Genomic DNA, 4,241 nt, shown 5'->3' on the forward strand with positions numbered 1-4,241 from the left:
CCGGGCTCGGACCGCAGGCCGAGCTCGAACGCCTGGCGCGGGAAGGAGCGGCCGTGCGCTATCCGGCCGGAATCCCGGAAGAAGTGCTGCGGCGCATCGGCAGCGAGCTCGCTTTGATCGAGCGGCTGAACTATGCGCGCTATTTCCTGACCGTCCACGACATCGTGAAATTCGCCCGCAGCAAGGGCATCCTTTGCCAGGGGCGCGGCTCGGCCGCCAATTCGGTCATTTGCTTCTGCATCGGCATCACCGAGGTCGGCCCTGACCGGATCGATGCCCTCTTCGAGCGCTTCATCTCCGAGAAACGTAACGAGCCTCCCGACATCGACGTCGACTTCGAGCATGAACGGCGCGACGAGGTCATCGCTTATATTTACGAGAAATACAGCGCCAAGCGCACGGCGCTGGCCGCCGCCGTCATCAGCTATCGCGGCCGCTCCGCCCTGCGCGAGGTGGCGAAGGCCATGGGCTTGTCCGAAGACGTCCGGAGCGCCCTGTCGAGCACCATCTGGGGCTGGTCGACCTCGGAGCTCGGCGAAAGGGAAGCCAATGCCGGCGGCCTCGACCGCGCCGATCCGCTGTCGCGGCAGGTGCTGGAACGCGCCAACGAGATCATCGGCTTCCCCCGCCATCTCTCCCAGCATGTCGGCGGCTTCGTCATCACCCGCGACCGGCTCGACGAGGTCGTGCCCATCGTCAAGACGGCGATGGAAGAGCGCAAGATGGTCGAGTGGGACAAGGACGATCTCGACGCGGTGAAGATCCTCAAGGTGGATGTGCTGGCGCTCGGCATGCTGACCTGCCTGAAGCGAGCCCTGACCTTGCTCACGCATCATTATCCGCAGGCGCGTGACAAATACGGCCGGCCGCATCAGTTGAGCTCGCTGCCGCCGGAGGACCCTCGCGTCTACGACATGATCTGCCGGGCCGACACGCTGGGCGTCTTCCAGATCGAATCGCGCGCCCAGATGTCGATGCTGCCGCGGCTTCAACCGCGTGAGTTCTACGATCTCGTCATCGAGGTGGCGATCGTGCGGCCCGGCCCGATCCAGGGCGACATGGTGCACCCCTATCTGCGTAGACGGCAGGGCAAGGAGCAAGCCGAATACCCGAAGCCGGAACTGAAGGAGATTCTCGGCAAGACGCTGGGCGTGCCGCTGTTCCAGGAGCAGGCGATGAAGATCGCCATCGTTGCCGGCGGCTTCCAGCCGGGCGAGGCCGATGAGCTGCGGCGCGCAATGGCCACCTTCAAGCGCACCGGCACGATCGGCAACTACCGCCAGCGCATGATCGACGGCATGGTCGACAAGGGCTACCAAAAGGAATTCGCCGAGCGTTGCTTCAAGCAGATCGAAGGCTTTGGCGAATATGGCTTTCCGGAAAGCCATGCCGCCTCCTTCGCGCTGCTGGTCTATGCCTCCTGCTGGTTCAAGACCTTCTATCCCGACGTGTTCTGCGCCGCGATTTTGAACTCGCAGCCGATGGGGTTCTATCAGCCGGCCCAGCTCGTTCGCGACGCGCGCGACCATGGCGTGGAGGTGCGCGAGGTCGATATCAACCATTCCGTCTGGGATTGCAGGCTGGAGGAGGCCCGTTTCGATCCTTCGCGCATCCTCGAACGCCATGCCTCGATGCGCGGCGTCATCGAGACGGCTCATGCGGTGCGGCTTGGCTTCCGTCAGATCAAGGGGCTTTCGGAGGAAGGGATGGAGGCCGCCGTCGCCCGGCGCGGCGACGGCTATCGATCGGTCAGGGATGTCTGGCTGCGTTCGGGCCTCGATGTTGGCGAGATCGAAAGGCTGGCCCAGGCAGACGCCTTCCGCTCGCTCGGCCTCGACCGACGCGCGGCGCTCTGGGAGGTGCGCGCGCTGGACGGCAGGAGCGCAGCCGAGAAACTGCCGCTGTTCGACCAGCCCACGCTCCGCCTGCGCGAGCTGGAGCCCGAGACGAAGCTGCCGAAAATGCCGCTCGGCGAGCATGTCGTCCACGACTATCGCTCGCTCGGCCTGTCGCTGAAGGAACATCCCGTCGCCTTCCTGCGCGAGCGGCTTGACCGCGCCGGCATCACCCCTAATGTCCGCCTGCCGTCGGTGCGCGACGGCCGCCGCGTCACCGTCGCCGGCCTGGTGCTGGTGCGCCAGCGCCCCGGCAAGGGCAATGCGATCTTCCTAACGCTGGAGGACGAAAAGGCGATCGCCAATGTCATCATCTGGCCGCGCGTCTTCGACCGCTTCCGCTCTATCGTGATGGGCGCACGCTTCATCCGCGTCACCGGCAAGCTGCAGCAGGAATCGGATGTCATCCACATCGTCGCCGACAGGATCGAGGATTTGACGCCCTGGCTGAGCGTCCTCCTGCAGGAGCCGCCCACCATCGAGCATCAGCCCGCCGGGTCATCGAATGGACCGGAGCGCTCCGCGAACCGCGGCCTGCCGGTGCGGCAGCATGTCGACGCCCTGTCGGGCGCGGCGCAACAGGTCATGCCCAAGGGGCGCAATTTCCAGTAGCGGCAACCGGCCCGCCGGCGCGATTCACGACGGACCGCCGAGCCGCGGCGGCGGCTTGAGAGCGTCTTCGGCCGAGATCGTGCGCGCTTCCGAAGGCAGCATGATCGGGATGCCGTCACGCACCGGATAGGCAAGCTTCGCCACGCGCGAGATCAGTTCGCTGCGCTCGGCGTCCCAGGTCAACGGTCCTTTGGTCAGCGGGCAGGCGAGCAGTTCCAGCAATTTCGGGTCGACCGTGGCTTTGCGCCCGTCACGTCCGTCCGCCATCTCGCTTTTCCATTGTCCAACTGCCGCCGGCCTAAGTGTTGAGATTCAGGTCAGGCCGATTTCACCTGAATCATTGCGCTTACTGCAGGCTCGAGCCAAAATCCTCATCCTCGCGCGCCAGCGTAATTTCGGTGATGGCGATCAGCGTCTCGGCGCGCGTCTTCAGGTCCGCCGCCTCGAGCAGGGCCTGCTTCTCGGCCGGCCCATAGGGCGCCATCATCGACAGCGCGTTGACCAGCATGGCGTTCTCCGCGCGGCTCACGCTTTCCCAGTCGGCCTCGAGGTCGTTGGCCTGCAGATAGGCGCGGAACGCCTTGAGCAGGGCAGGGCGGTCGACCTCGGCACCGGCCGGATCCTCCTCGAGATCGGCGAGGAAGGGTGCCATCCGGCATTGCCGGAACGGCGTCTTGACCGCCAGCTCATCCGTGACGCGGAAGCGGCAGACGCCTTGCAGCGAGATCAGGTAGCGCCCGTCGCCGGTCTCGGCAAGCGAGATGATGCGCCCGGCGCAGCCGACGCTGCAAAGCTCGGGCTCGCCGTCGTCGCGCAGCGCGCCGTCGAGGCTGGGCTGGATCATGCCGATCAACCGCGGCCCGGCCATCGCCTCATCGATCATCTCCAGGTAGCGCGGCTCGAAAATGTTGAGCGGCATGCGGCCGCCGGGCAGCAGCAGCGCCCCGGCGAGCGGAAACACCGGGATCCTCGACGGCAGATCCCTGGCGAGCCGGTAGCGGGCGTTTCCGACCTGCACCTCAACCCTCCGCCTGCACTTCAACTCTCGAAAGCGTCGCCGGGCAGCGCATCAACTGCGATCTCCTCTTACGCAACCCAGCCTGTCTAAACCCTTAACCGGCAGGGGCAAGCCGCTGCCGCCTATCTGGCGCAGTTGGCGCCTTGCGCAAGACCCTCCTGGCAAAAGGGGCCGGCAGCCAAGCCGGCAAAACGCTCAGGAGAACAACAGCGACGACAGCTTGCGCCGCGCCGACAGCGTCGCCTCGTCGGTCATCCCCCATGCCTCGAAGAACTTCAAGAGCTGCGCACGCGCGCCATCGTCGTTCCACGTCCGGTCTGCCCTGACGATCGCCAGCAGGTTGTCGGCGGCCTGCATGCGCTCGCCGCGCGCATTCTGCACCATGGCCAAGTCGAACCGCGCCTGGTGATCGTTCGGGTTGGCGGCGAGCCGGCGTTCGAACTCGGCTGGATTGCCGAGCGCGGCGGCTTCCGCCGCGAGTGTCATCTTGGCGCGCAGAGCGGCAAGCGCCGGCGCATCCTTCTTGTCCTCCGGCGCCTTGGCAAGCATCGCCTCGGCGCCTTGGCTGTCGCCGGCCTCGAACAGGATCTCGCCGAGCCCGGCGATGGCCTCGATGGTTTCGGGCGACTGCTCGAGGATCGCATCATAGATGTCGGCCGCGGTCTGGGTGTCGCCTGCCTCGCGCGCCTCGGCGGCCGCGGCCAGCGCTTCGGTGA

Annotated in this window: 4 protein-coding genes; 1 reads left to right on the forward strand and 3 read right to left on the reverse strand. The window is 66.2% G+C overall.

Features of this window, described 5'->3' with window-relative positions; translation table 11 throughout:
* On the forward strand, positions 1–2,507 hold a 2,507-nt coding region (locus EOA60_RS21225), incomplete at its 5' end, for an error-prone DNA polymerase (protein WP_128311829.1).
* Between the two features lie 24 nt (positions 2,508–2,531).
* On the opposite strand, the gene EOA60_RS21230 is transcribed toward EOA60_RS21225, so the two are convergent.
* The 3 genes from EOA60_RS21230 to EOA60_RS21240 all read right to left on the reverse strand — a co-directional run.
* The gene (locus tag EOA60_RS21230) at positions 2,532–2,774 is read right to left on the reverse strand and encodes a Trm112 family protein (RefSeq protein ID WP_067323589.1); all 243 of its coding nucleotides are present in this window, start codon (positions 2,772–2,774) and stop codon (positions 2,532–2,534) included.
* A gap of 79 nt (positions 2,775–2,853) precedes the next feature.
* On the reverse strand, positions 2,854–3,525 hold the full coding sequence (locus EOA60_RS21235; protein ID WP_095777066.1) for an LON peptidase substrate-binding domain-containing protein: 672 nt from the start codon (positions 3,523–3,525) through the stop codon (positions 2,854–2,856).
* 195 nt (positions 3,526–3,720) lie between these two features.
* On the reverse strand, positions 3,721–4,241 hold a 521-nt coding region (locus tag EOA60_RS21240; RefSeq protein ID WP_128311830.1), incomplete at its 5' end, for a tetratricopeptide repeat protein.

This window comes from Mesorhizobium sp. M1A.F.Ca.IN.020.06.1.1 (assembly GCF_004023265.1).
GTDB lineage: Bacteria > Pseudomonadota > Alphaproteobacteria > Rhizobiales > Rhizobiaceae > Mesorhizobium.

Excerpts from the sequence above, each read along its gene's own strand:
- EOA60_RS21230 (WP_067323589.1), bottom strand. The coding sequence starts at position 2,774 with ATGGCGGACGGACGTGACGGGCGCAAAGCCACGGTCGACCCGAAATTG.